This is a genomic window from Microbacterium tenebrionis (assembly GCF_903645325.1).
In the GTDB taxonomy this organism is placed as follows: Bacteria; Actinomycetota; Actinomycetes; order Actinomycetales; family Microbacteriaceae; genus Microbacterium; species Microbacterium tenebrionis.
Genome location: NZ_CAHJXQ010000001.1, coordinates 99,411 through 124,264 on the forward strand (window position 1 = coordinate 99,411; position 24,854 = coordinate 124,264).

Annotated in this window: 24 protein-coding genes and 3 pseudogenes; 18 read left to right on the forward strand and 9 right to left on the reverse strand. The window is 69.2% G+C overall.

The genetic code is table 11. From position 1 onward, the window contains the following. The first annotated feature begins 19 nt into the window (after nt 1-19). Complete coding sequence (locus HWX58_RS00485; RefSeq protein ID WP_175985004.1) at nt 20-796, forward strand: enoyl-CoA hydratase; 777 nt, start codon at nt 20-22, stop codon at nt 794-796. 224 nt (nt 797-1,020) lie between these two features. Here the strand turns inward: HWX58_RS00485 and HWX58_RS00490 are convergent, their stop codons facing one another. Continuing rightward, on the reverse strand, nt 1,021-1,557 hold the full coding sequence (locus HWX58_RS00490; protein WP_175985005.1) for a MarR family winged helix-turn-helix transcriptional regulator: 537 nt from the start codon (nt 1,555-1,557) through the stop codon (nt 1,021-1,023). Nucleotides 1,558-1,684: 127 nt separating this feature from the next. On the opposite strand from HWX58_RS00490, the gene HWX58_RS00495 reads away from it, so the two are divergent. The 3 genes from HWX58_RS00495 to HWX58_RS00505 are packed head-to-tail and all read left to right on the forward strand — an operon-like array spanning nt 1,685 to nt 5,081. Continuing rightward, a complete protein-coding gene (locus HWX58_RS00495) occupies nt 1,685-2,461 on the forward strand; it encodes an electron transfer flavoprotein subunit beta/FixA family protein (RefSeq protein WP_175985006.1) in 777 nt (258 codons plus the stop codon). 2 nt (nt 2,462-2,463) lie between these two features. Further along, nucleotides 2,464-3,435, forward strand: a complete 972-nt coding sequence (locus HWX58_RS00500) for an electron transfer flavoprotein subunit alpha/FixB family protein (protein WP_175985007.1) — start codon at nt 2,464-2,466, stop codon at nt 3,433-3,435. Nucleotides 3,436-3,437: 2 nt separating this feature from the next. Then, nucleotides 3,438-5,081 carry a cytochrome b/b6 domain-containing protein gene (locus HWX58_RS00505; protein WP_175985008.1) on the forward strand — a complete coding sequence of 548 codons (1,644 nt, stop codon included), beginning with the start codon at nt 3,438-3,440 and terminating at the stop codon, nt 5,079-5,081. A gap of 91 nt (nt 5,082-5,172) precedes the next feature. On the opposite strand, the gene HWX58_RS00510 is transcribed toward HWX58_RS00505, so the two are convergent. After that, the gene (locus tag HWX58_RS00510; RefSeq protein ID WP_175985009.1) at nt 5,173-5,682 is read right to left on the reverse strand and encodes a GNAT family N-acetyltransferase; all 510 of its coding nucleotides are present in this window, start codon (nt 5,680-5,682) and stop codon (nt 5,173-5,175) included. 130 nt (nt 5,683-5,812) lie between these two features. On the opposite strand from HWX58_RS00510, the gene HWX58_RS00515 reads away from it, so the two are divergent. From HWX58_RS00515 to HWX58_RS00525, 3 genes are all read left to right on the forward strand, one after another. Then, on the forward strand, nt 5,813-6,373 hold the full coding sequence (locus HWX58_RS00515) for an acyl-CoA thioesterase (protein WP_175985010.1): 561 nt from the start codon (nt 5,813-5,815) through the stop codon (nt 6,371-6,373). A 73-nt stretch (nt 6,374-6,446) separates the two neighbouring features. Beyond that, the gene (locus HWX58_RS00520; protein ID WP_175985011.1) at nt 6,447-6,884 is read left to right on the forward strand and encodes a DUF4190 domain-containing protein; all 438 of its coding nucleotides are present in this window, start codon (nt 6,447-6,449) and stop codon (nt 6,882-6,884) included. A 4-nt stretch (nt 6,885-6,888) separates the two neighbouring features. Continuing rightward, on the forward strand, nt 6,889-7,347 hold the full coding sequence (locus HWX58_RS00525; protein WP_175985012.1) for a hypothetical protein: 459 nt from the start codon (nt 6,889-6,891) through the stop codon (nt 7,345-7,347). A 46-nt stretch (nt 7,348-7,393) separates the two neighbouring features. Here HWX58_RS00525 and HWX58_RS15490 read toward each other — a convergent pair whose 3' ends face one another. Continuing rightward, nucleotides 7,394-7,558: a hypothetical protein gene (locus HWX58_RS15490; RefSeq protein ID WP_438268230.1), complete on the reverse strand. Its 165-nt coding sequence runs from the start codon at nt 7,556-7,558 to the stop codon at nt 7,394-7,396. Between the two features lie 115 nt (nt 7,559-7,673). Here HWX58_RS15490 and HWX58_RS00530 point away from each other — a divergent pair, with 115 nt between their 5' ends. From HWX58_RS00530 to rocD, 6 genes are all read left to right on the forward strand, one after another. Beyond that, the gene (locus HWX58_RS00530; protein ID WP_438268231.1) at nt 7,674-11,036 is read left to right on the forward strand and encodes a proline dehydrogenase family protein; all 3,363 of its coding nucleotides are present in this window, start codon (nt 7,674-7,676) and stop codon (nt 11,034-11,036) included. A gap of 71 nt (nt 11,037-11,107) precedes the next feature. After that, nucleotides 11,108-11,350, forward strand: coding sequence for a hypothetical protein (locus HWX58_RS00535; RefSeq protein WP_175985013.1), 243 nt, complete (start codon nt 11,108-11,110; stop codon nt 11,348-11,350). Beyond that, the gene (locus HWX58_RS00540) at nt 11,350-11,565 is read left to right on the forward strand and encodes a helix-turn-helix transcriptional regulator (RefSeq protein WP_175985014.1); all 216 of its coding nucleotides are present in this window, start codon (nt 11,350-11,352) and stop codon (nt 11,563-11,565) included. Before HWX58_RS00535 ends, HWX58_RS00540 begins: the two co-directional genes overlap by 1 nt. A gap of 3 nt (nt 11,566-11,568) precedes the next feature. Then, nucleotides 11,569-11,991: a zinc-binding dehydrogenase gene (locus HWX58_RS00545; RefSeq protein ID WP_175985015.1), complete on the forward strand. Its 423-nt coding sequence runs from the start codon at nt 11,569-11,571 to the stop codon at nt 11,989-11,991. Between the two features lie 145 nt (nt 11,992-12,136). Continuing rightward, the gene (gene ddaH / locus HWX58_RS00550) at nt 12,137-13,033 is read left to right on the forward strand and encodes a dimethylargininase (RefSeq protein ID WP_175985016.1); all 897 of its coding nucleotides are present in this window, start codon (nt 12,137-12,139) and stop codon (nt 13,031-13,033) included. Next, nucleotides 13,030-14,229: an ornithine--oxo-acid transaminase gene (rocD, locus tag HWX58_RS00555; RefSeq protein WP_175985017.1), complete on the forward strand. Its 1,200-nt coding sequence runs from the start codon at nt 13,030-13,032 to the stop codon at nt 14,227-14,229. The genes ddaH and rocD overlap by 4 nt, the downstream gene beginning before the upstream one ends. A gap of 76 nt (nt 14,230-14,305) precedes the next feature. Here rocD and HWX58_RS00560 read toward each other — a convergent pair. The 3 genes and pseudogenes from HWX58_RS00560 to HWX58_RS00570 all read right to left on the reverse strand — a co-directional run bounded on the left by HWX58_RS00560 (nt 14,306) and on the right by HWX58_RS00570 (nt 18,016). Next, nucleotides 14,306-16,207 (reverse strand): annotated as a pseudogene (locus HWX58_RS00560) (BCCT family transporter). A gap of 37 nt (nt 16,208-16,244) precedes the next feature. Then, entirely contained in the window at nt 16,245-17,570 is a 1,326-nt protein-coding gene (locus HWX58_RS00565; RefSeq protein ID WP_175985612.1) for an MFS transporter, read from the reverse strand. 5 nt (nt 17,571-17,575) lie between these two features. Further along, the gene (locus tag HWX58_RS00570) at nt 17,576-18,016 is read right to left on the reverse strand and encodes a MarR family winged helix-turn-helix transcriptional regulator (RefSeq protein ID WP_175985018.1); all 441 of its coding nucleotides are present in this window, start codon (nt 18,014-18,016) and stop codon (nt 17,576-17,578) included. 44 nt (nt 18,017-18,060) lie between these two features. Between HWX58_RS00570 and HWX58_RS14910 the strand changes: the two are divergent. The 5 genes and pseudogenes from HWX58_RS14910 to HWX58_RS00590 form a co-directional block, all read left to right on the forward strand. Continuing rightward, nucleotides 18,061-18,180, forward strand: a pseudogene (locus HWX58_RS14910) (copper homeostasis protein CutC); the annotation flags it as partial. Nucleotides 18,181-18,187: 7 nt separating this feature from the next. Continuing rightward, nucleotides 18,188-18,586: a copper homeostasis protein CutC gene (locus HWX58_RS00575; protein ID WP_250646019.1), complete on the forward strand. Its 399-nt coding sequence runs from the start codon at nt 18,188-18,190 to the stop codon at nt 18,584-18,586. Nucleotides 18,587-18,618: 32 nt separating this feature from the next. Next, nucleotides 18,619-19,473 (forward strand): alpha/beta fold hydrolase, encoded by an 855-nt coding sequence (locus tag HWX58_RS00580; RefSeq protein ID WP_175985019.1) that lies wholly within the window; start codon nt 18,619-18,621, stop codon nt 19,471-19,473. Between the two features lie 25 nt (nt 19,474-19,498). Further along, a pseudogene (gene lplAB, locus HWX58_RS00585) lies at nt 19,499-20,549 on the forward strand (lipoate-protein ligase LplAB). After that, nucleotides 20,546-21,451 carry a DNA-methyltransferase gene (locus HWX58_RS00590; RefSeq protein ID WP_175985020.1) on the forward strand — a complete coding sequence of 302 codons (906 nt, stop codon included), beginning with the start codon at nt 20,546-20,548 and terminating at the stop codon, nt 21,449-21,451. Before lplAB ends, HWX58_RS00590 begins: the two are co-directional and overlap by 4 nt. A gap of 201 nt (nt 21,452-21,652) precedes the next feature. Here the strand turns inward: HWX58_RS00590 and HWX58_RS00595 are convergent, their stop codons facing one another. The 3 genes from HWX58_RS00595 to galE form a co-directional block, all read right to left on the reverse strand. Next, on the reverse strand, nt 21,653-23,134 hold the full coding sequence (locus HWX58_RS00595) for a carboxylesterase/lipase family protein (RefSeq protein ID WP_175985021.1): 1,482 nt from the start codon (nt 23,132-23,134) through the stop codon (nt 21,653-21,655). A gap of 110 nt (nt 23,135-23,244) precedes the next feature. Continuing rightward, the gene (locus HWX58_RS00600) at nt 23,245-23,778 is read right to left on the reverse strand and encodes a GNAT family N-acetyltransferase (RefSeq protein ID WP_175985022.1); all 534 of its coding nucleotides are present in this window, start codon (nt 23,776-23,778) and stop codon (nt 23,245-23,247) included. Between the two features lie 3 nt (nt 23,779-23,781). Then, entirely contained in the window at nt 23,782-24,759 is a 978-nt protein-coding gene (galE, locus tag HWX58_RS00605; protein WP_175985023.1) for a UDP-glucose 4-epimerase GalE, read from the reverse strand. Nucleotides 24,760-24,854: the final 95 nt, after the last annotated feature.

Below are 24,854 nucleotides of genomic sequence, written 5' to 3' on the forward strand. Positions count from 1 at the left end.
CCCGATGGAGAGGAATCCGATGACCGAGTACGAGACGATCCTGGTTGAGCAGCGCGGACGCGTGGGCTGGATCACGCTGAACCGCCCGCAGGCGCTGAACGCCCTGAACTCGCAGCTCGCCGAGGAGGTCACCGCCGCCGCGACCTCCTTCGACGCCGACGAGGGCATCGGGGCGATCGTCGTGACCGGTTCGGAGAAGGCTTTCGCTGCCGGTGCCGACATCAAAGAGATGGAGGGGATGACGGCATCCGACATGCTCTCCACCGACCACTTCGGAATCTGGCGCGACTTCGCCGCAGTGCGCACTCCCGTGATCGCGGCTGTCAGCGGGTTCGCGCTCGGCGGCGGATGCGAGCTGGCAATGATGTGCGACATCATCCTCGCCGCCGACACCGCGAAGTTCGGCCAGCCCGAGATCAACCTCGGTGTCATCCCCGGCATGGGCGGCACGCAGCGCCTGATCCGCGCCGTCGGCTATTACAAGGCCGCTGAGCTTGTGCTTTCCGGCCGGCTCATGGGGGCCGAGGAGGCCGAGCGCGCCGGTCTCGTGTCACGGGTGGTGCCGGCATCCGATCTTCTCGACGAGGCGACCGCGCTCGCCGACACGATCGCGTCGAAGAGCCTGCCGTCGCTCTATGCGGCGAAGGCGGCGCTGGATGCCGCGATGGAGACGACCCTCACCGAGGGGCTCGCGCACGAGAAGCAGGCGTTCGCGGAGCTCTTCGACACCGTGGATCAGAAGGAGGGCATGTCCGCCTTCCGCGAGAAGCGGGCGCCGAACTTCACGAACAGCTAGGGTCGCCGGCGCGTGCCCTACGCGCGCGCGTGCCGCGGGCATGCCGTGGCCAGGCGCTGCACGCGCAAACGGCTGGCCGTTGGACGCATGGCTGGCGATCGGGGGATGCTTCTCCAGCCGTTCGTGCGAATCGCCGGCCATCTGGGCGCGGACTCACTCGCGAAACGGCGGGGTCGGGGTACCGGCCCGCGAACTCACGCTGGACGGACAGTGCGCAGCGGGGGTCAGAGGGGATCGGGCTGCGGTCGCGGATCCGTGAAGTCGCCCGCGTCCCGGCGGAGACGGGCGACGATGGCCGTGAGGTCGGCGGTGTCCTCGTCGCTCAGCCCCGGATTGGCGAAGACCTGGCTGTTCAGCGCCGCGGTCGCCCGCTCGACGAGATCCCGTCCGGCCTCGGTCAGCGCGAGCATCGCAGCGCGGCCGTCGTGCGGATGCGGCTCGCGCACGACGAGCTCGTCGCGCACCAGACGCTCCGCTGTGCTCGTGACGGTCGTCGCATGCACCTGGAGGCGCGCGACGACGCTCGACAGCGGAAGGCGCCCGGCGCGGCTGAATGCCAGCAGCCGCAGCACCTCGTACCTGGCGAACGACAGGCGGAACGGCTTGAGCGCGGCATCCACCCGCGCCAGCAGCAGCTGCTGCGCCCGCATCACCGAGATGACGGCGGTCATGCCGTCGGCGGCATCCGTCCACCCGTGCGCGAGCCACTGCCGCTTCGCCTCGGCGAGCGGATCGATCGGTAGCGGACGGGGACGGGCCATGGGTCTACGGTATCGGGTGCGCACAGCCTCCACTGAGAACCTCTTCTGAATCTGAGTATCATGGTTTATGACACTCGATTCCACACCCTTCCGCGGTTAGACTCGACTCAGTCGTGAGGAGCATTCGATGAAGATCTTCGTCCTGGTCAAAGAGGTGCCCGACACCTATGGTGACCGCAAGCTGAATCTGGAGACCGGATTGGCCGATCGTGCGGCCGGGGATGTCGTCCTGGATGAGATCACCGAGCGTGCGCTCGAGGTCGCGTTGAGCTACGCCGACAAGAACGATGGCACCGAGGTCGTGGCGCTCGCGATGGCTCCGGAGTCGTCGACGGCATCCATCCGTCGTGCGCTCGCGATCGGTGCGGCGTCGGCGGTGCATGTCGTGGATGCGGAGCTCACCGGCGCCGACCTCGGACTCACCGCCGAGGTTCTGGCTGCTGCGATCCGCCGTGCCGAGCCCGACCTCGTCATCACGGGCAACCTGTCGACGGATGGCTCGGGCGGCATGATCCCGGCGATGCTCGCCGAACATCTCGGTTTCGCGCAGGCGACGGCGCTGAACGCGGTCGAGATAACCTCCGACGGCGTTTCCGGAACGCGCGCCGCGAACGACGGCAACCAGTCGGTTTCGGTGCCGTTCCCGGCGGTCATCTCGATCACCGAGGCTCTGCCGGATGCGCGTTTCCCGAACTTCAAGGGCATCATGGCGGCCAAGAAGAAGCCGCTGGAGGTGCTGTCGCTCGCCGATCTGGGCGTCTCGGCCGACCCGGCCGCAGCGCCCCGCACGATCATGACGACCGTGTCCGAGAAGCCCCCGCGCGCGGCGGGCGTGAAGATCACCGATGAGGGCGATGCCGGCGCACAGCTGGTGGAGTTCCTCGTGCAGAACAGGCTGGTGTGAGCATGTCGTACCCCGCAGATTCGATTCTCGTCCTCGTCGACGTGACCCCCGCAGGCGATGCCGCGTCATCGACGGCGGCGCTGATCGGCGCCGCGTCCCAGATCGGTTCACCGGTCGCGCTCGTTCCCGGTGGTTCGCAGGCGGCGGTGGATGCCGCGGCTGCCGCCGGTGCATCCGTCGTGCTGACGGCATCCGTGGACGCTGAGGCGCTCACGGTCCCGCTGGTCGACGCGGTTCAGGCCGCTTACAAGCAGGTGCAGCCCGACGCCGTGCTGATCTCGAACTCGATCACCGGCCGTGATGTCGCCGGCCGCCTCGCCGTGCGCGAGAAGCTCGCCGTCTCGGTCGACGCGATCGGCGTCTCGCGTGACGACGAGGGCATCGTCGCGCACCACTCCGTGTACGGCGGGGCGTATCTCACGGATTCCGCGCCGACGTTCGGCGCGCCTGTCATCACGATCCGTCAGGGGGCGGTCGACCACCGTGCGGAAGCTGTCGCGTCGCCGACTGTCGAGGCGCTCGAGGTGGCCGCATCCGGTGCCGTTGCGGCGAAGGCCGGTGCGGTCGAAGTCGTCGAGGTCGAGTCCTCTCGTCCCGAGCTGCGCGGAGCGGCGAAGGTCGTCTCGGGCGGCCGCGGGCTGGGCTCGAAGGAGCAGTTCGTGCTCGTCGAGCAGCTCGCCGACGCACTCGGCGCCGCGATCGGCGCATCGCGCGCAGCCGTGGACGCCGGGTACATCCCCTACGCGCACCAGGTCGGTCAGACCGGTGTCTCGGTGTCGCCGCAACTGTATGTCGCGGTCGGCATCTCGGGTGCGATCCAGCACCGTGCCGGAATGCAGACCGCGAAGACGATCGTCGCGATCAACAAAGACGGTGAGGCCCCGATCTTCGACATCGCCGACTTCGGCATCGTCGGCGACCTGTTCACCATCGTTCCGCAGGTCGTCGAGGCGCTCGAAGCGCGGAAGAAGTAACCATGGCGACGCGGATGCTCCGGCGCGGTCTGCCGCGCGTCGCAGGGGGCGACCCCTGGCCCCCGGCCGGGGATGCCCCGGTGGCGGATGCCGCGGATGTTCCGGCTGAGGCTCCTTCGGCGGGAGAAGGCTTCGATTCCCTGACGGTCGCTCAGCCGGTCCCTGAGTCCGTCGAAGGGTCGTCTGCGCAGCCTGCGGCTGCTCCGCTCAACGACCCGCAGGCTCAGCCCGCCGGAGACGTGACTCTGCGGCGGGGGCTTCCGCGCACTCCCGGCGGAGGGCCGTGGCCTCCGGCTGGTGCCGCTGCAACCGTCGACCCTTCGACAGGCTCAGGGATCGACTCCGTTCCCGAGGAGAGTCCTGCGCGTGTCGCCCCGCGAGTGGAGCGAGCCGAAATCGCTTCCGCCCCCGCAGCATCTGGCGAATCCCTGCGCCGTGGTCTGCCGCGCACGCCCGGTGGGGAGCCGTGGCCGCCGGAAGGGACCGCTGCAACTGTCGCAGTCAAGACCGTCGACCCTTCGACAGGCTCAGGGATCGACTCGAAAGGCTCAGGGATCGACTCGAAAGGCTCAGGGATCGACTCTGACCTCATCGAGGCATCCGACATCCCGGCATCCACCGCTGTCTCGACGGTCGACGTGAGCACCCCGTTGCCGTTCCAGCAGACCGTGTTCCCCGGCGCGACCGCGTTCGAGCGCCCGGCGCCGAAGCCGGAGCCCGAGCGCGTCGGACCGTTCACCAGGGCCCAGTGGGCGGGCGCCGTCATCGTCGGCGGGGCCGCGCTCCTGGGCGCCGCGGCGATGGCCGTGCTGCTCGTCCGCTGGCTGCTGAGCTTCGGCGCCCTGCAGGACTTCGTGGCGACGTTCCCCGGCGAGTACCACCTGCCCGAGGGAGCCCCGGTCGGGTTCCCCGGCTGGCTGGGCTGGCAGCACTTCCTCAACGTGTTCCTCATGGTGCTGATCATCCGGTCGGGTCTGCGCATCCGAAACGAGAAGCGGCCCACCGCGTTCTGGACGCCTAAGAACAACCCCAAGGGCAAGGTCAGCCTGACGATCTGGTTCCACCAGGCCCTCGACATCCTCTGGCTCGTCAACGGCATCGTGTTCGTGATCCTGCTGTTCGTGTCCGGGCAGTGGATGCGGGTGATCCCCACCAGCTGGGAGGTCATCCCCAACGCGATCTCCGCCGCACTGCAGTACGTGTCGCTGGACTGGCCCACCGAGAACGGCTGGGTCAACTACAACTCCCTGCAGCAGCTCGCCTACGGCACGACGATCTTCATCGCGGCGCCCCTCGCCGCCGTCACCGGGTTCCGGATGAGCGGCATGTGGCCCAAGAACGCCGAGAAGCTCAGCAAGGCCTACCCGATCGAGTGGGCGCGCGCCGTGCACTTCCCGGTCATGCTCTACTTCGTCGTGTTCATCGCGATCCACGTATTCCTCGTGTTCGCCACCGGAGCGCTGCGGAACCTCAACCACATGTACGCCGCGCAGGGCTCGACAGACCCGAACGCCTACGCCGACAACTGGACCGGGTTCTGGTTCTTCGTGGCATCCCTCGTCGTCATCGCCGCAGCCTGGGTCGCCGCCAGACCTCTCGTGCTCGCCCCCATCGCGAAACTCTTCGGCAACGTCAGCAGTCGCTGACCGCGCACAGACCCCGCGTTATCGACGAGACCCCGCCCTGCCGACGTCAGCAGGACGGGGTCTCGTCGCGAAGACGGGGTCTGTCGAGGCGTCAGGGGCGGACGAAGCGGACTTCGGTCAGCGTCTCGCCGAGGAAAGGCTCGGTGTGCGTCGCGCCGTCGAGGTGGAACCCGTTGCGCTCATAGAAGCGGTGGGCGCGCGGGTTGTCCTCGGCGACCCACAGGTACAGCGGCTGGTCCTGCTCGACAGCAGCATCGAACAGCTTCTGGCCGAGACCGGTGGAGTGCCACTCGTCGAGCAGGTAGATGAAGTACAGCTCGCGGAACGCGGGAGCATCCTTGTCGCGGGCAGGACCCGAGCCGACGAATCCGACGATCTCGCCGTCGACGAGTGCGGCGCGCATCGTGAAGTCGTCACCCTGCGAGGCCCAGTGCGTCCAGAGCTCGGCCATGCGGCGAGGGGAGACGCGCTCGAGCGCAGCCTTGCTGATCAGGTGGTCGTAGGTCTCGTGCCAGCACTTGGCGTGCACGCGCCCCAGGGCCTCCGCATCCACATCACGGACCGGACGGACAATGACTTCAGGCTGGGCTTCGGCGCTCATGCCGCGACTCTACGCGCGCCCTCTGCTAACGGGAAATCGAGAGCGGGTGAACGGGGAATCGGCCGACGCGACTGTGGGAACTCCACAAACGTCTCAGTGCATCGTGCGCCTGTGGCTACCATCAGACATCGTGAACGTGATCTGGCGAACCCTTCTGGTGATGTGGCGAGCGCGCCGCCGAGTCCGACGTGAGGGACGCCTCGCTCCGGCGGAGATCGGCCGCATCCGCGTGACGACGCTGCCCACCGACATCGACATCCTCCGGCACATGAACAACGGCCGCTACCTGTCGCTCTTCGACCTCGGCCGCTGGGATCTGCTCGTGCGCACCGGGATGCTGGACGTGATGAAGCGCAACGACTGGTACGCGGTCGTCTCGTCCGAGACGATCACGTTCCGCAAGTCGCTCGAGCTCTGGCAGCGGTTCGACGTCGAGTCCCGCATGATCGGTCACGACGACAAAGCCATCTACCTGGAGCACCGGGCGGTCGTCGACGGCGAGGTCTACGCGCGGGCGATCATCCGCAGCCGCATGCTCAAGCGGAGCGGCGGCACCCTGTCGCACGAAGAGCTGTTCGCGGCGGTCGGCCGCCCGGAGGGCGTCCCCGAGATCGAGCCGTGGATCCACGACTGGGCCGACGCCACAGCGCTCCCGCCGACGAGGGCCGAGGCCCCCAGCGTGTGGAAGTGAGCCCCGGAACCTGGTGACCCGGCCGCCGACCTATTAGTGTCGAGCGCACAGGCAGGCGATGAGGGAGCACAGGATGTCTGACGAGCGCATGAACTCCGACCCCGAGAAGTACGGAACACCCGACTACCCCGACCCCATCGCCCCCGTCGCCTATCCGGGTGTCACCGGCCCGGCGAACATGGCAGGCGCGCCCGGCAGCATGCACGAGCAGTACCCCGGCTACACCGGGCCATCGCCGTACCCGCCCGCACCGATCACCGCGAGCAACGGACCCGGCGGCATGGCGATCGCCGCGCTCATCGTCGGGATCGCCGCGTTCGTCCTCGGCTGGGTGCCCTTCGCAGGCCTCATCCTCGGCGTCGGCGGCGTCGTGCTCGGCATCCTGGCGCTGCGCGGTCAGCGCGGCAAGGGATTCGGCGTCGCCGGGCTCGTCCTGTCGGGGCTCGTCGTGCTCATCGGACTGATGATGCTGTTCCTCATCTTCATGTGGTTGCCGTTGGCCGTATCCTGAGCGTGTGCTGCCGATACTGACGACTGCGGGGCGCGTGCTGTGGCGGCACTGGCCTGCGCTCATGGCGTGGTACCTCGCCGGCATCCTGGTGCACTATGTCATCATCCAGGTCGCCGGTTTCATCGGGGCCTCATCGGCGACCCTCGGCTTCCTCGTGCTGCCGATCGCGATCCTCGCCCGCCTCGTGAGCCTCGTGGCGATGTTCCTCGTGCTGCGAGACGGACTGCGCAATCTGCAGGAGGTCGCGCCGCTGCCCGAGCCCGTGGCAGAACGGCGCCGCACGTTCCTGACCGCTCTGCTCGCCGGCATTCTGCCGTTCTTCGCGGTGTACTGGGCACAGGGGCTGCTCAGCGAGGACGTCCGGGCCTATTCGCTGCGCGCTCTGGAGGTGCGCAGCGGCATCATCGCGACGTCGATCTTCGACGGTGGCGAGCCGGTGAGCTCCGTCACGGCAACAGCATAGAGTGTCGCCGCCCCGCTGACTGCCCGCGACCTAGGCTGATCACATGTCAGTGTCGCCCGATCACACGGCGTCTCTCGCCGACCGCGCCGTCGAGCTCGCGCAGCGGTGGATCTTCGAAGCATCCGAGGCCGAGGTCGATCCGGCGGCGGGCCGGCTCGCCGCCGTCCTGCAGGACGACAACGGGCTCCCGTTCACCCTCGGGTTCGTCCACGGCGTGATGCGACCGGAGAGCCTGTCGGCCGCCGCGGGGCGCAGCCTGATCGATCGCGATCGTCCCCGAGTTCCTGCCGTGGTACCTGCGCGGCGCGGTGCGTGTGGGCGGGGCGGTGGCACCGGCGCTGCCCTCGCCGGTCGTGCCCATCGCCCGCCGGGTGCTCCGCGAGATGGTCGGGCACCTCGTCGTCGATGCGCGGCCGGCCAAACTCGGCGCGGCGATCGAGAAGCTGCGCGAGAGCGGCGCCCGCCTGAACCTCAACCTGCTCGGCGAGGCCGTGCTCGGGGAAGAGGAGGCGAAGCGCCGGCTCGACGGCATCCACGAGCTCGTCCGTCGCGACGACGTGGACTACGTCTCGGTCAAGGTCTCGTCCGTCATCAGCCACGTCTCGATGTGGGCCTTCGACGAGATCGTCGACCGCGTCGTCGAACGGCTCACCCCGCTCTACATCACCGCGGCGAAGACCGCGACATTCATCAACCTCGACATGGAGGAGTACCACGACCTCGACCTGACGATCGCGGTGTTCACGCGCATCCTCGAGGACCCGCGGCTGCAGCTGCTCGAGGCCGGCATCGTGCTGCAGGCGTACCTGCCCGATGCTCTCGGCGCCTATCGCGAGCTCGCAGCATGGTCCAGGGATCGCATCGCGCACGGCGGAGCAGCCATCAAGGTCCGCCTCGTCAAGGGCGCGAATCTGCCGATGGAACGCGTGGATGCCACGATGCACGGATGGCCGCTGGCCACCTACGACACCAAGCTCGACAGCGACGCCAACTACATCCGGGTTCTCGATGAAGCCCTGCGTCCGGAGAACGTCGAGGCCGTGCGGCTGGGCATCGCCGGACACAACCTGTTCGGCATCGCGTACGCCTGGTTGCTCGCGGGGGAGCGCGGGGTGCGCGGGCGCATCGAGTTCGAGATGCTGCTGGGCATGGCCCAGGGCCAGGTGCAGGCCGTCTCGCGCGAGGTCGGACATGTGCTGCTCTACGTTCCGGTCGTGAAGCCCGCGGAGTTCGACGTCGCCATCAGCTATCTCGTGCGCCGGCTGGAGGAGAACGCCGAGAACGACAACTTCCTCTCGGCCGCGTTCCACCTGCACGACGACGAGAGCCTGTTCGCGCGCGAGCGCGACCGGTTCCTGCGAGCGCTGGATCGCGCCGACGACCCGACGCTCCGCACGGCGCCGTTCCGCACGCAGAACCGGCAGACGCCCGTCCACGAGTCGTTGCGTCCGTCGGCTCCGACGACCGTCGACGACGGCGACCTGACCAAGGCCGTGCTCGGCATCGCCCGCGGCTCGGGTACGAGTTCGAGCGGCGACGCGTTCGTCGAGACCGCCGTCTACGCGCCGCGCGAGATCGAGGTGGGGTCCGCCGGTGCGCCGGGCTTCCAAAACACCCCCGACAGCGATCCCGCCCTGTCGGCCAACCGGGAGTGGGCACGCGGCATCCGGGCGAACGTCGAGGCATCGACGGCAGGCGACGTCACGCTGCGCGCCGCGCTCGTCGATGACGAGGGGCTGCTCGACGAGGTCATCCAGAAGGTGACCGCCGCCGCGCCCGCGTGGGGCGCCAGGCCGGCTGCCGAGCGCGCCGAGACGCTGCTGCGCGCTGCCGCTGCCCTCGAGTCGCGTCGCGCCGAACTCATCGAGGTCGCGGCATCCGAGACGGGCAAGGTGCTCGCCGAGGCCGACATCGAGGTGAGCGAGGCCGTCGACTTCGCGCGCTACTACGCCGCGAAGGCGCGCGAACTGGATGCCGTGTCCGGCGCCGCGTTCGAGCCGGCACGCCTCACGGTGGTCACCCCGCCGTGGAACTTCCCGTTGGCGATCCCCGCCGGCTGTGTGCTCGCGGCGCTCGCCGCAGGATCCGGCGTCGTGTTCAAGCCGGCACCGCAGGCGCGGCGGTGCGCGGCGGTGATCGCCGAGGCTCTGTGGGAAGCCGGCATCCCGCGCGACGTGCTCGCTCTCGTCGACATCGCAGAGGGCGATCTCGGGCAGCAGCTGATCTCGCACGAGGCCGTCGATCGCGTCATCCTCACCGGGTCATGGGACACCGCGGCCCTGTTCCGGTCGTGGCGTCCGGACCTCCCGCTGCTCGCCGAGACCAGCGGCAAGAACGCGATCGTCATCACGCCGTCCGCCGATCTGGATCTCGCCGTTGCCGATCTCGTCAAGAGCGCCTTCGGCCATGCCGGGCAGAAGTGCTCGGCCGCATCGCTGGCGATCCTCGTCGGCCCGGTCGGGCGATCCAAGCGCTTCGCGCGGCAGCTGGTGGATGCCGTCCGTTCGCTGCACGTCGGCTGGCCGGCGGATGCCCTGAGCGAGGTGGGCCCGGTGATCGAGAAGCCGCAGGGCAAGCTCGCCTGGGCCCTCACCGAGCTCGAAGGAGACGAGCAGTGGCTCGTCGAGCCGGAGCCTGTCGTCGGCGATGAGACCGGACGGCTGTGGCGACCTGGCGTGCGCGTCGGCGTGCAGCCCGGATCGCGCTTCCATCTCAAGGAGTTCTTCGGCCCTGTGCTCGGGATCATGCACGCTTCGAGCCTGGAGCGGGCCGTCGAAATCCAGAACGCCGTCGACTACGGGCTGACCGCCGGCCTGCACACGCAGGACCCGCAGGACCTCGCAACCTGGCTCGACCGCGTGCAGGCCGGAAACCTGTACGTCAACCGGGGTATCACCGGCGCCATCGTTCAGCGTCAGCCCTTCGGCGGCTGGAAGCGCTCGTCGGTCGGACCGGGTGCGAAGGCGGGAGGGCCGAACTACCTGATCGGGCTCGGCACCTGGCGGGCGAGCAGCCGGGGCGCGACATCCAGCACGCTGCACCTGCGAGGACTCGACTCGCGGATCACGGATCTCATCGAGGCGGCCCAGCCCTCCCTGGACTTCGAGAGCTTCGAGTGGTTGCGGCGCGCGGCGCTGTCCGACGCCCTGGCCTGGGATCGCGAATTCGGCCGGGTGCGCGATGTCTCCGGGCTGGGCGTGGAGCGGAACCTGTTCCGCTACCGGCCGCTGCCGGTCATGATCCGGGCGGTCGGAGGTGCCGGATGGCACGAGCTGCTGCGCGTGGTCGTCGCCGGCATCCGCACCGGGTCGAAGTTCTTCCTCTCCACTCCGGTCGGGCTGCCCGCCGAGGTGCGCCGCACGTTGTCGGAGCTGCGCGTCGCCGTCGCGGTCGAGAGCGACGACGAATGGATCGCGAGGATGGCAGCCGAGCCCGAGAACGAGATCCTCGAGGGGGATGCTCCGCCGCGGGCGTCCCGCGTGCGCCTGGTGGGCCCGCGCGATGCCGTGGCGGCTCTGCATCGCGCGCTCACGACCGCCACGGGCGGCGATCCCGATCTCGCGGTGTACGACGGCGAGGTCACGTCGGCCGGCCGGATCGAACTGCTGCCGTTCGTGCACGAGCAGGCCATCGCCATCACCGCGCATCGCTTCGGCAATCCGGACGACTGGAGCGCCGACATCATCTGACGCACGATGTAAAAGATTCTTGACATGGCTGCTGCTGCGGCGGCGTCGTCATCACGATCCTCTGGGGGATCGTGGCCGGCATCCGCGATCGTGATGGCGCGATGACCGGTGACATCCGCGACCGCGACATCAGTCGCCTGGGCGGACGCGTGGAGTCTTCGTTCTTCACGATCGCCGGGCTCGGCGTGATCGCGCTGTGCGCCGTCGGCGCCGACGTCTTCTGGATTGCGAACACCATGTTCCTCGGCTTCGCGGTGGCGGCCTTCACCGGCGGCATCGCCCGCGTCATCGCCTACCGCCGCGGACTCGTCTGATGGTCAAGCCCACGCTCGTCACCAACAGCATCCGCTCGCGCCGCGAGGAGGTCGGCATCACGCAGGCCGACCTCGCCGGCCGCATCGGCGTCACCAGGCAGACGCTGATCGCCATCGAGCAGGGCAAGTACTCGCCCACGCTCGAACTCGCCTTCCAGATCGCCCGAGCCTTCGGGGTCGGCATCGACGATCTCTTCCAGTACCCGGAGGACTGACGTATGAACATCGCGATCCCGGTCACCATGCCCGCCTGGCTGCGCGAGACGGATGTGTCGAGCATCCCGGCATCCTTCGACGCGATCATCGACATCGCACGCGACCTGCCGCTGCGCCGCCTGCGCAGGCTCCTCACCCCGACCGGCGCCATCGCGATGGTCGGCGGGGAGGGCGGGCGCGTGCTCGGCCCCATCCCGCGGATGCTGCGGGCGATGCTCCTCTCGGTCGGCTCTCGCCGGCGCATCCGCATGGTCATGGCCGTGGCGAAGCGCGAGATCGACGAACAGCTCGTCGCGCTCGCCGCGGACGGCCGCATCACCCCGGTCATCGAGCGGGTTCTGCCCTGGGATGCCGCGGTTTCGGGTCTGGAGCGCCTGGAATCGGGTCGCACGGTGGGCAAGGTCGTGGTGCTCGGGCGGGAGTGAGTTCCGTCGCGGCGGTGGCGGATGCTCAGGGGCGGATGCCAGAATATGAACTGGCGTGCCCTGAGCGCATCTTCCCCGAGTACGGGTCGAACTTCCGCCGGGCCCCTGGACAGCGTCCGCCGCGTCCCCCCTTCCAAGGAGCACCATGTTGACGCCTGAGACCACGCTTTCCGCAGCTGCGACCCGTACCGCGCAGCATCGCCGCTACCTGATGTGCCGCCCGGAGCACTTCACGGTCAGCTACAAGATCAACCCGTGGATGGAGCCCGCCAAGCCCACCGACACGGCCAAGGCCATTGCGCAGTGGCAGAAGCTGTACGACCTCTACCTCGAACTCGGCCACGAGGTCGAGCTCATCGAGCCGCTCGCCGGATACCCCGACATGGTCTACACCGCCAACGGCGGATTCCTGATCGACAACCGCGCGTACGTGCCGAAGTTCTACTTCGAGCAGCGTGCCGGCGAGGCGCCCGCGTTCGCCGAGTGGTTCCGCGCCAACGGCTTCGACACCGTGGAGCCCGAAGAGGTCAACGAGGGCGAAGGCGACTTCCTGCTCGCCGGCGACACGATCCTCGCCGGCACCGGCTTCCGCTCGGCCGGCGACAGCCACCGCGAGGTCGCCGAGGTGTTCGGCCGCGAGGTCGTCACCCTCACACTCATCGACCCGCGCTTCTACCACCTCGACACCGCACTCACCGTGCTCGACCCGGTCATCGGCGCAGAGAACGGCGGGCCCGAGAAGGCCAACATCGCCTACCTGCCCGGCGCGTTCGACGACGCGAGCCGCGCGATCCTGGAAGAGCGCTTCCCCGACGCCATCCTCGTCTCGGATGAGGACGGCGCAGTGTTCGGCCTGAACTCCGCCAGCGACGGCTACAACGTCATCATCTCGCCGCGCGCCACGGGGTTCGAGAAGCAGCTGCGCGAGCGCGGCTACAACCCCATCACCGTCGACCTGTCCGAGCTCCTGCTCGGCGGCGGCGGCATCAAGTGCTGCACGCTCGAACTGCGCGGTGCACTGAGCGAGAGCGGTGCGAAGTGACCACGGCGGAGACGCACGTGGCCGTCGAGGCGCACGTCGCGGAGAACTACCACCCGCTGCCCGTCACCATCTCCTCCGGTGAGGGCGTGTGGGTCACGGACGTCGACGGCAAGCGCTACCTCGACCTGCTCGCCGCCTACTCGGCGGTGAACTTCGGGCACCGGCATCCCTCGCTCGTCGAGGCGACCGTACAGCAGCTCGGACGCGTGACTCTCACCAGCCGGGCGTTCATGAACGACCGGCTCGAGCCGTTCGCCGAGGCGCTCGCGCGCCTGTGCGGCAAGGAGCTCGTGCTGCCGATGAACACCGGCGCCGAGGCCGTCGAGACGGGCATCAAGGTCGCTCGCGCCTGGGGCTACCGCGTCAAGGGCATCCCCGCGGGCAAGGCGCGCATCGTCGTCGCCGCCGGCAACTTCCACGGCCGCACGACGACCATCGTCAGCTTCAGCGACGACGACACCGCGCGCGACGGGTTCGGTCCGTTCACGCCCGGCTTCGACGCCGTGCCCTACGGGGATGCGGATGCCATCGCCGCCGCCATCACCGACGAGACCGCAGCGGTCCTCGTCGAGCCCATCCAGGGCGAGGCCGGCGTCATCATCCCGCCGGAGGGCTACCTGAAGCGCATCCGCGAGATCTGCGACGAGAAGAACGTGCTGTTCATCGCCGACGAGATCCAGGCGGGCCTCGGCCGCGTCGGCGAGACGTTCGCCTGCGACCGCGAGGGCGTCGTCCCGGACCTGTACCTGCTCGGCAAGGCTCTCGGCGGCGGCATCCTGCCCGTCTCCGCCGTCGTGGGGAACCGCGACGTCCTCGGTGTCATCCGCCCCGGCGAGCACGGCTCGACGTTCGGCGGCAACCCGCTCGCCGCCGCGGTCGGACTCCGTGTGGTCGAGATGCTCGAGACCGGCGAGTTCCAGGATCGCGCCCGCCAGCTCGGGGAGCACCTGCGCGCAGGGCTCGAGAAGCTCATGGGCGACGGCGTCACCGGCATCCGCGTCGCGGGCCTGTGGGCCGGTGTCGACATCGACCCGGCACGCGGCACCGGACGCGAGATCAGCGAGAAGCTCATGGAGCGCGGCGTGCTTGTCAAGGACACGCACGGCCAGACGATCCGCATCGCGCCGCCGCTGGTCATCCGCGCGACCGAGATCGACTGGGCGCTCGAGCAGCTGCGCGTGGTCCTCGCGGGCTGACCCACTTTCAAGTAACGCAAATGACCCCATCCGCTGCCCGGATGGGGTCATTTGCGTTACTTGAGCGCCGGGAGGGCTACCTCACCGGCGGGGCCTCGTCGTCGCCGCGGGAGGGGACGTCGTGGTCGTCGTACCCGGACAGTTCGTCCGACGACACCAGATCGTCGACGTCGAGGGGGGCAGGTCCCGAGTCCGCGCTGCGCTCCGCATCGAGGATCGCCTGCGGAATGCGGATGGGCGTCGCGGGCGACACCGGCATGCCCAGCCGCTTCTGCAGCTGGCGCAGCCAGCGCGGCTGCGCACCGATGATCCCGCGCTCATCGCGCGACTCGACCTCGAGGCCGTAGTAGTCGCCGATCTTGTCGATGAGCTGTGCGCGTTCTGCTCGCGCGTATGCACGACGTTCGCGCGTGAACGCGACGATCGTCGACCAGCAGATCAGCAGCATGACCACGCTGAACGGCAGGGCGATCGTGATAGCGGCCGTCTGCAGGGCCGTAAGCCCGCCGGCCAGCAGCAGCGCGATCGCGAGCGCCGCGGTGACGGCGACGAAGAAGGTGCGGATCCAGCGCTTCGGGTTCTGCTGGCCGCCGGTGGCGATCATGCCCATCACGAGGGCGCCCGAGTCCGCCGAGGTGATGAAGAAGATCGCGATCAGCAGCAGCACGCCGATGCTGACGATGCTGCTTCCCGGCACGTGCTGGAGCATCTCGAACAGCGCGCCCTGCAGGTCGACCCCGCCTTCGCTGTTGCGGAGGATGCCCGGGTTCTCCAGCTCCATCGCCAGGGCGGACCCGCCCATGACCGCGAACCAGAGGATGCCGATCACGGTCGGCACGAGGATGACGCCTGCGACGAACTGGCGAACCGTGCGCCCCTTCGAGATGCGGGCGATGAAGATGCCGACGAACGGCGCCCACGACATCCACCATCCCCAGTAGAACGAGGTCCAGCTCGCCTGCCAGGCCTCGCCTGCCTCGCCCTGGAAGGCGCTGACGTTGAACGAGAGCCCGATGAAGTTCTGGATGTAGTAACCCATCGACTGCACGAAGTCGCGCAGCAGGAACTCGCTCGGGCCGACCACGAGCAGGTACAGCACGAGCAGCCCGGCGAAGACGAGGTTGAACGTCGACAGTCACTTCATGCCCTTCGTGACTCCCGAGAGCACCGAGGCGAGCACGAACACCGAGATGATGAGGATGACGACGACCTGGGTCGCCTCGTTCGGGTCGGCGATGCCGGCGACGTCGAGGCCGGCGCTGATCTGGATCACGCCGAGGCCGAGCGAGGTGGCCACGCCGAATAGGGTGCCGACGAGGGCGATGACGTCGATGAGGTGCCCCCAACCGCCCTCCACGCGCTTGCCGAGAAGCGGCTCGAGCGTCCACCGGATCGAGATCGGGCGGTGCCGGCGGTGGATAGCGTACGCGAGGGCGAGCCCGATGACGACGTAGATCGCCCACGCGTGCACGCCCCAATGCAGGTAGGTCTGACCGAGGGCTGCCTGCGCGAGCTGCTCCGGGGTGCCCGAGACGCCGGGCCGCGGGCTGACGAAGTGGGTCAGCGGCTCGGCGACGCCGTAGAAGACGAGGCCGATGCCCATGCCCGCGGCGAACAGCAGCGAGAACCAGCTGAGCATCGAGAACTCCGGCTCGTCATCGTCCTTGCCGAGCTTGATGTCGCCGAACTTGCTGAAGCCGAGGAACAGGCTGAACGCCACGAAGACGGCGGCGATCAGCACGTAGTACCAGTTGAACGCGTTGACGATGCCGGTCTGGACCGCCTTGAACAGGCTCTCGGCGACACCGGGGACGATGAGCGTGAACGCGACGAAGGCGATGACGATCACCGCGGCGGGCCAGAACACCCAGCGCTGCACGGGAGGCAGAGACCGGTGGGGCGGTGCCGCAGCATCCGTCGCATCCGAGACGGTGGATGCCGCGGCATCCCGGTTCTGTGCTTCCCCCGAAGAGCTCATGGCTACACGGTACCGAGAAGCCCCCGGGACCGCAGGATCAGTCGGCGCGTTCCGTGCGGATCGGGGTGGTCGCTGCGGCGACCTCGTCGCTGAACTCCACCGGATCCACCGGAGCGATCGTGATCGGCCGGGTCTCGTCGAGCGTCAGGCGGAACCGCGCGCCGGTCTCGCGGCGCAGTCGGCCGGAGGCGATGATCCACGTCAGTCCGACGCCCGCGGCGACGAGCCCGGCGACGCCGCCGAAGATGATGGCCGCGCGCGGACCTGCGGCATCCGTGATCCATCCGGCGATGGGGGCTCCGATCGGGGTCGAGCCCATCACGACGGCCATGTACAGGGCGAGCACGCGCCCGCGCAGCGCCGGGTCGGTCGTCGTCTGCACGTACCCGTTCGCCGTGGTCAGCATGGTGACGGTCGAGAACCCGACGACGACGAGGACGGCGGCGTACGTCCCGTACGTCGGCATGGCCGACGAGACGATGGATGCCGCGCCGAAGAGCCCCGCCGCGACGATCAGCACGCGCACGCGCGCCCGATCGCGCCGGGCCGCGAGCAGTGCTCCTGCCAGCGAGCCGATCGCGAGGATCGAACTGAGGATGCCGTACCCGTCAGCCTCTCGGTCGAACTCGAGCGCCATCGTGGAGGCGTAGATGGGGAAGTTCATGCCGAACGCGCCGATGAGGAACACCATGACGAACACGACCTTGAGGTCGCTGCGCGCCCAGACGTACCGGAAGCCCTCGGCCAGACCGCCGCGGCCGCTGTTCTTCGCGCGGGGGATGAGCTCGCCGCGGCGGATCAGCATCAGCGCCACGAGCATCGCCAGGAACGTGGCCGCGTTGACGACGAACACCCACCCGGTGCCGACCGCGACGATGAGCAGGCCGCCGACGGCCGGTCCGATCAGGCGTGCCATGTTGAAGGAGGCCGAGTTCAGGGCGACGGCGTTCGAGGCATCCTCGAGGGTCACCATGTCGGACACGAACGCCTGACGCGCCGGGGCGTCGAACGCGTTCGTGATGCCGAACGCGAGGGCGAAGCAGAACATCAGCGGCAGCGTCATGACGCCGGTCAGCAGCAGGGCGGCGACGCCGAGCGCGAGGAGCATGAGCACCGACTGGGTCAGCAGCAGGATGCGCCGGCGGTCGAACCGGTCGGCGACCCAGCCGGTGAGGCTGACGAGCACGAGCGGCGGACCGAACTGCAGCGCCATGGTCACGCCCATCGCAGTCGCGTCGTTGTCGGTGAGCTCGGTGAGCACGACCCAGTCCTGGGCCGTCGCCTGCATCCATCCGCCGATGTTGGAGACGAGGGCGCCGAGGAACCAGATGCGGTAGTTGATGTTCGTGAAGGAGCGGAACATGGCGCTCATCGTTCTGTCACCTTCCGCATGAGGGCCGAGGCTTCGCGCAGGGTGCGCAGCTCCTTCGCCGTGAAGTCGAGTTCGGCCAGGGCGTCGGCGAGGGCGGCGTCGCGCTTGCGCACGGTCGCTGAGACGATCTCGATTCCGGCATTCGTGATCTCGATGTAGACCCGGCGGCGATCCTCCTCGGAGGGTACTCGGACGACGAGGCCCGCCTCGGCGAGGGCGTCGACGCTGCTGGACATGCTCGGAGCGCTCACCCGCTCGCGCTGGGCGAGCTCGCCGATGGCCATGCGGCCGTGCGCTTTCAGATTGGCGAGGACGGCGAAGTGCGCGTCGCTGATGTCGTCGCGGGCGCGCTCGCGGCGCAGCCGGCGTGCGAGCCGGAACGTGGCGAGGCGCAGATCGGTGGCGGTGTCGTGGAGGAGGTCGTCATCGTGGGTCATTACTTAGGTAGTCTAACTAAGTTTTCGGGGGAACGGGGTGCAGTATGGGGGAGGGCGGACCCGAGATCCACGTCCTCATCCGCCCGCGCGCGGGCGGATTCCGCTACGACGCCGACGAGATCGCCGTGTCGGTGCGCGACGTCGAACAGGCCGTCGCAGCCGGAGCGACCGGTGTCGTCATCGGGGATCTCGACCCGGCGGGCGGGCTCGACACGGATGCGCTCGCACGTCGACGTCACCGCGGACCCGGTCGCGACGCTCGAGCAGGCGATCGATCTGGGTCTGCGCCGCGTGCTCAGCTCCGGTGGAGCATCGACGGCGCAGGGCGGCATCGACACCCTGCGCGCGATGGTGGACGCGGCTTCCGGGCGCATCGAGGTCATGGCAGGCAGTGGCGTGAATGCGGCATCCGCCCCGGCGCTCGCCGCCGTCGGCGTGGACGCGCTGCACTTCTCGGCCAAGCGCACGATCGCCGCTCCCTCGGACGGATCGGTGGCGGCGAGCATGGGCGGGCACGACGTCACCGACCGCGACGCCGCATTCGCCGTGCGGAAAGCCCTCGGCCTCTGACGCGCGAGGCTCCGCGACCCTAGACTCGACGCATGCCCCAGACCTCGGAGTTCACCGACGCGCACGGCGTCGCGATCGTCTACGACGTTCACGCGGCCGAGGGGGTGCCCCGAGGCGTCGTGCAGCTGCTGCACGGCGTCGGCGAGCACGCGGGGCGGTACGGCAAGCTCATCGCCGCCCTCACCGCGGCTGGATTCATCGTCTACGCCGACGATCACCGCGGGCACGGGCGCACCGGCATCCGTCAGCACGGAGGACCTGCGAAGCTCGGGCACCTCGGCAAAGGCGGTCTGCGTGCGGCGAAGGATGCCGTCTGGCAGCTGACCGGGATCATCAAGGACGAGCACCCGGATCTTCCCCTCGTGCTGCTCGGACACTCGTGGGGGTCGTTTCTCGCGCAGATGCTCGTGAACGAGCATCCGGAAGCCTGGGATGCCGTCGTGCTCTCCGGCTCGGCGCTGCGCACGATCCGCGACCTGAACGCGGCACCGCTGAACGCCAAGTGGGAGGACAAGGACGCCACCGGGTACGAATGGCTCAGCCGCGACAAGGCCGTCTGGGCGGAGTTCGACGACGACCCGCTGACGACCAACGTGCCGCTGCTGAAGCTGTTCGGGCCGATCGAGGCGTTCAAGCTCTACGGACGGCCGGCGAAGGACCTGGGCCGCGACATCCCGATGCTGCTCATGGTGGGGCGCGACGATCCGGTCGGCGGTCCGCACAGCGTGCACAAGCTCGCGGACGAGTACCGCTCGCGCTCGGGTCTGACCGACGTCACGACGCTCGTGTATCCGGATGCCCGTCACGAGATCTTCAACGAACTGCAGCAGCAGGAGGTCCGCGCCGACCTGCTCGCCTGGCTCGACAAGCACATCCCGAGCCGCTGACGCCGCGGGTGGTTAAGCTGGTCTCGTGCATGGTGAGTACAAGGTCCCCGGTGGAAAACTCGTCGTCGTCGACGTCGAGGTCGCTGACGGCAGACTGACGGACTTCCGGCTCGCCGGCGACTTCTTCCTCGAGCCGGACTCGGCTCTCGACGACATCAATGCCGCCGTCAACGGCCTACCCGCTGAGTCCGACGTCACGGTCATCGCCGACGCCGTGCGGGCGGCCCTGCCCGCAGGTGCCCAGCTGCTCGGCTTCAACCCCGAATCCGTCGGGACCGCCGTGCGCCGCGCACTCGTGACCGCTCCGGGCTGGCGCGACTTCGACTGGGAGATCGTGCACGAGAAAGCCGTCTCGCCGCGGATGAATCTCGCGCTCGACGAGGTGCTCACCTCACGGGTGGGAGAGGGGCGACGGCGTCCGACGCTGCGCATCTGGGAGTGGGACGAATCCGCCGTCGTCATCGGCTCCTTCCAGTCGTACCGCAATGAGGTCGACCCCGAAGGCGCGGCCAAGCACGGCTTCGACGTCGTCCGCCGCATCTCCGGCGGCGGGGCGATGATGATGGCGGCAGGCCAGATCATCACGTACTCGCTGTATGTGCCGGCATCCCTCGTGCAGGGTCTGACGTTCGCGGACTCGTACGCTTTCCTCGACGACTGGGGTGCTGCAGGCGCTGCGCTCGCTCGGCATCGATGCGACCTACCAGCCGCTCAACGACATCGCGAGCCCTACGGGAAAGATCGGCGGCGCCGCGCAGAAGCGCCTCGCCAACGGCGGCGTGCTGCACCACGCGACCATCTCGTACGACATCGACGGCCAGGTCATGACCGAGGTGCTGCGCATCGGGCGCGAGAAGCTCAGCGACAAGGGCACGACCTCTGCCGCCAAGCGCGTCGACCCGCTGCGCACGCAGACCGGACTCAGCCGCGCCGAGATCATCGATCGCTTCACGGACACGTTCCGTTCGTTGACGAATGCCGAGGACGGCGCGATCACGCCCGACGAGTACGCGGATGCCGAGGCGCTCGTCGAGTCGAAGTTCTCGACCGAGGCGTGGCTGCACCGTGTGCCGTGAGTGAGGCAGCATCCGCCGACCCTTCGACCCCTGAGCCCGTCGAAGGGTCAGGGACCGGCGCCGTCCGGATCATCGAGGGCGACAACCTCGACGTCGCGCGCACCCTGCCGTCCGCATCCTTCACGCTGATCTATCTCGACCCGCCGTTCAACACAGGCCGCGCCCAGGAGCGGCGGGTCGTCACCGCCCGGCGGACATCTGCGGATGACGAGCCGGGCGGCGAGGTCCGGCACGGGTTCCATGGGCACGAGTACGAGCGGGTGCGCGGGATGCTGCGCACGTACGACGACCGGTTCGACGATTACGGCGACTTCCTCATGCCGCGGCTCGAGGAGGCCTGGCGGCTGCTCGCGGACGACGGCACGCTCTACCTGCACCTCGACTACCGCGAGGCGCACTATGCCAAGGTCATGCTCGATGCCGTGTTCGGGCGCGACGCCTTCCTCAATGAGCTCATCTGGGCGTACGACTACGGCGCGAAGTCGCGGCGGCGTTGGCCGACCAAGCACGACACGATCCTCGTGTACGTGAAGACGCCCGGAGGGCACGTGTTCAACTCGGACGACGTGGACCGCGAGCCGTACATGGCTCCGGGGCTGGTCACCCCCGAGAAGGCCGCGCGCGGCAAGCTCCCCACGGATGTCTGGTGGCACACGATCGTACCGACCACGGGTCGGGAGAAGACCGGCTACCCGACGCAGAAGCCGGAGGGGATCCTGCGCCGGATCGTCCAGGCATCCAGCCGTCCTGGCGATCGGGTGCTCGACCTGTTCGCCGGCTCAGGGACGACGGGGGCCGTGGCATCCGCGCTCGGCCGCGATGCCGTGCTCGTGGACGACAACCCGGAGGCCATCCGCGTGATGCGCGAGCGGATGCCGCACGCCGAGGTCGCCGGTCCTTGAGGGCAGGCCCGCCCGATGCGGCGGGTTGGTCGGACAGCACTCGCATCCCCCGGCATCCGCCGCTGAAAGAAGAGTTGCCCGCGCCCGAGAGGTATTGGAGGCGGGAAACTCTTCGTTCAGGACGCGGGAGACTCTGGGCGTGCCGGTCACGGATGGCGTCGAGCTGTACTGCGACGCCAGCAGAGCGCAGTCGAAACGATGTCAGACGAGCGGGAGCACGCTGTCGTAGGCATCCTCCGCGATGTCCGCACCGTCGCCGCCGAACACCCGCGCGATGCCGGGAGCGCTCGACCATGCAGGCCAACCCGGGTTTCCGCCGACGATGAACGCCACGGCCGCGGCGTGCATCTCATCCGCCAGCGCCTGCGGCGGGTGCTCCCCTGCAAGGTTCGCCACCCTCTCGCGGTCGAGCCCGTCGAACCAGAACGGCACATCGAGGCAGTGGCACGCCCAGCCCAACGCCTGCGACACCCACGAGAACCGGTATGCCCAGGTGCCGGCATCCGCGTCGCCGCCGCTGCGTCTGCTGCGCGCCTCGGCGACGCGCGGAACGAGCGCGCGGAACACGTGGTCGCTGATGAAGCGGCCGATCATCGCCGCCCCGCCCTTGCGGCGCTGGGCGCGATTGGCGGCCAGGTATGCGCGGCGGACGCACCATGGTCGCAGGAACGGCAGCAGCAGGAGCCAGGACGGCAGCCAGCGGATCCTGGCACCCTCGCGCTCGGCGACCATCGTGAACTCGTCGTCGGCCGCACCGATCAGCAGCGGCTTGTCGGCGCCCACGCCCTCGGCGAGCGAGTCGACGGCCGGGCGCCGGATCAGCTCGCCGTCGATCATCGGCCCCCACGGCAGCCCGTCCTCCAGCAGATCAAGCACCATGCCGATGCCGGTGCGGGGCGTGGCGGCTTGGGGTTGCAGCTGTCGGATGCGGCGCTCGGTGAGCGTGCGCAGCCCGTCGACGTCCGCAGAGACGCCGCCCAGATCGGCCAGCCGCCGGCCGCGGGCCTTCGCCGTGGCGAGCGGCACGTCGGCGAGAGCGCCCGAGAACGACATCGCCCGGTGGAAGAGGTGCTGCGTCTGCGGCATCCCGAGCAGCGTGAGCACCGCGCCCCCGCCCGCCGACTGCCCGCCGATCGTCACGCGGGACGGGTCTCCGCCGAAGGCGGCGATGTTCTGCTGCACCCACTCGAGCGCGGCGATCCAGTCGAGCACGCCACGGTTCGCCGGAGCTCCTTCGATGTGCCCGAAACCGTCGAAGCCGATGCGGTACGAGATCGTCACGGTCACGACGCCGTCGCGGTTGAAGCGTGCCCCGTCGTACCAGGGGCTCGCCGGCGACCCCTCGGTGTAGCCGCCGCCGTGGATCCAGATCAGCACGGGGAGGGCGCCGTCGAGGGCAGGCGTGAAGACGTTGACGTTCAGCGTGCTCTTGCCGGGGATCGCGGGCTCCGGGATGAGGTTGTCGACGCCGGTGATGCGCAGCGGCGTGGCGCCGTAGGCGGTGGCATCCAGCGGGTCGGTCCACGGCTGGGGCGGTACCGGGGCCGCGAATCGCAGCTTTCCGACCGGCGGCTTCGCGAACGGGATGCCGAGGAACGCGGCCGACGCGTCCGGCGTGCCGTGGTCGCGCCAGAAACCGCGCACCGGGCCCGAGGCCGTCTCGACGACGGGGGAGTCGGTCACGCGATGCCTCCTTCGATCAAGAGCGCGTGCTTCGCAGAAATGCACGAACTTCGCACGAATCTACGGAATTCCTGCGAGATGAGTGCAGATCTGCGAGCGAGGCGCACAGCTCAGTCCGCGCTGCCGGTGGGTGCGGCCGTGAGCGCCCTCGTGTGCCGCCGCTCGTGCAGCACCAGTCCTGGTCGTTCCTCGACCTTGGCCCCGCCGTCGGCGTTCCAGCCGTGGCGCTCGTAGAACGCGGCAGCCCGCTCGTTGCCGTCGAGTACCCACAGGTATGCGGTGGCGTGCCCGGCATCAATCAGTTCGCGTTCGACGGCCGCGATCATCGCGTGTCCGATCCCTGACGACCACGACTCGGGCAGCGCGTAGATGCCCCACAGCTCGCCGGTGCCCGGGGCATCCGCATCGCGCGCGGCGCCGAAGCTCGCCCACCCGACGATGCGCCCCTCGTGCTCGGCGACGAGCGTCCGCGAGGCGCGCGACATATCGCCGAGGATGCCGCGCCACCCCTCCGCGCGCTGCTCGACGGACAGCCCGTCGAGCACCTCCTGCGGCATGAGGTCGCGATATGCGGCCTGCCACGAACGGACGTGCACCTCGGCGACGCCGTCCGCGTCTGCGGGAACAGCCGGGCGGACGATCATGACTCAGCCCGCGTTGCGGCGGGCCTCCCAGCCGGTCTGCACCATCTCGTCGACCGTGTAGCGCATCTGCCAGTCGAGGTCGCGGGCGGCGAGCTCGCCGGTGGCGACGATGCGGTCCGGGTCGCCGGGGCGGCGGGGCCCGATCTCGGGGACGAAGTCGATGCCCGTGACGCGCACCATGGCGTCCATGATCTGCTTCACCGACAGGCCGTCGCCCGAGCCGAGGTTGTACGCGGCCTCGATCGGCTCGCCGGATGCCAGGCGCTTGGCGGCCTCGACGTGGGCTGCGGCGATGTCGCCGACGTGCACGTAGTCGCGCACGTTCGTGCCGTCGGGGGTGTCGTAGTCGTCGCCGTTGATCCGCGGGGTCTCACCCGCGAGCAGCTTCTCGAACACGATCGGGAAGAGATTGTGGGGGCTCACGTCGTACACGGTCGGATCGGCCGAGCCGACGACGTTGAAGTACCGCAGCGAGGTGTGCCGCAGGGGTGCGGCGGACTCGGCCGTCGCGATGGCCTGGTCGCGCAGCATCCACTCGCCGATGAGCTTGGACTCGCCGTAGGGGCTCGCGGGCCGCTTGGCGGTGTCTTCGACGACGAGCTCGACATCGGGCGTGCCGAACACCGCGGCCGAGGAGGAGAACACGATATTGCTGACGCCCGCGGCATCCATCGCCTCGAGGATCACGCGGGTGCCCTCGACGTTCTGCGCGTAGGTGTGCAGCGGGCGCTGCACCGAGACACCCGCGTACTTGAACCCGGCGACGTGGATGACGCCCTCGGCCGCGTGATCGCGCAGCGTCTTCTCGACGAGATCGCGATCGAGGATGCTGCCCTCGACGAGGGTCACGTCCTCGGGCACGAACGACGGGATGCCGGAGGAGAGGTCGTCGAGGACGACCGGGGTGAGCCCGGCTGCTGCGAGTGCGCGCACGACGTGCGCTCCGATGTAGCCGGCGCCGCCGGTGACGATCCAGGACATGTGCTCTCCTCGTGCTCGATTCGCAGTGTCTCCATCCTCGCACTCTGCCAACCGCGCGACGTGCGAGCCCGCGCCGTGACGGGTGTGCTCCGCGC